The organism is Mesorhizobium sp. M7A.F.Ca.AU.001.01.1.1 (genome assembly GCF_004022735.1).
Classification (GTDB): Bacteria; Pseudomonadota; Alphaproteobacteria; order Rhizobiales; family Rhizobiaceae; genus Mesorhizobium; species Mesorhizobium ciceri.
Window position 1 is genome coordinate 11,762 of record NZ_RZPF01000079.1, and the last position, 1,346, is coordinate 13,107.

The following is a 1,346-nucleotide window of genomic DNA, read 5'->3' on the forward strand; positions in this document are numbered from 1 at the left end:
CTGACGCGGCTTGCGGGTTTCGAATGCCCGCGGCAGCTTCACCAGGTCGAGCAGCTCCAGCATCCGCTTGCGGCGATCGGCAACCGTCTTGCCGACATTGAACTTCTCCAGCGTGCGGATGATCTGCGAACCGACCGAATGGCTGGGATTGAGCGTGTCGAACGGATTCTGGAACACCATCTGGATCGACGACACCGTGTCGACGCTCCGTTTGTCGATCCCCGTCGACTGGATTTCCGTGTTGCCCAGCGTCACCGTGCCGGCACTTGCCGTCTCCAGCCCGAGCAGCACCTTGGCCAGCGTCGACTTTCCGCAGCCGGATTCGCCGACGATGGCGACCGTCTCGGATTCGCGCGCCATGAACGAGATCGTCTCGTTGGCCTTGACGACGCGGCCCTCGCTCGAGCCGAACACCTCGCTGCCGCCGACCCTGTAATATTTTCTGAGGTCCTCGATCTTGAGCACCGGCGCGCCGGGCATGACGCGCTCATTGACCTTCTTGGCACCGGGTGGCAGCGCTTCCCAGTCGATCTCGTTGAAGCGCACGCAGCGCGAGAAATGGCCTTCATGACCAGCGACCTCGATCATCGGGATTTCGGCGGCGTTGCAGACACCCTCGACGAAATGGTGGCAGCGCGGGCCGAAATTGCAGCCCTTGGGCCGCTCGTGCGGCAGCGGCAGCTGTCCGGGGATGGAGATCAGCGGCCGTGAGTTCTTGTCGGCGCCCGGCAGCGGGATCGAGCGGAACAGCCCTTGCGTATAGGGGTGGCGCATCCGGTCGAACACGTCCTTGATCTTGCCGGTCTCCACCGCTTCGCCCGAATACATCACGGTGATGCGATCGCAGGTTTCCAGGATCAGGCCGAGATTGTGCGACACGAAGATCATCGACGTGCCGAACTTCTCGCCCAGCCCCTTGACCAGATCGACGATGCCCGCCTCCACCGTCACGTCGAGCGCCGTCGTCGGCTCGTCGAGCAAAAGCAGCGCCGGCTTCGACAGCAGCGCCATGGCAATGACGATGCGCTGCTGCTGGCCGCCGGAGAGCTGGTGCGGATAGGAGCGCATCATACGCTCGGGATCGGGCAATTTGACCGAGCGCACCATATCGAGGGCGCGTTTATAGGCCTCTTCCTTCGACACCTTGTCGTGGATCAGCGGCACTTCCATCAGCTGCTGGCCGACCTTCATCGCCGGGTTCAGGCTCGCCATCGGCTCCTGGTAGATCATGGCGATCTTGTTGCCGCGGATGGAACGCAACTCCTCGTCGGAGAGTTCGCCCATGTCCTTGCCCTGGAACTTGATCTTGCCGCCGACGATCTTCCCGATGTTGGAGAGGTCGCGCA

Annotated in this window: 1 protein-coding gene; it reads right to left on the reverse strand. The window is 62.9% G+C overall.

The window, feature by feature from the left end; all coding sequences use genetic code 11:
- The coding region (locus tag EN884_RS07480) for an oligopeptide/dipeptide ABC transporter ATP-binding protein (RefSeq protein ID WP_245491906.1) at nt 1-1,346 on the reverse strand (1,346 nt) is incomplete at both ends.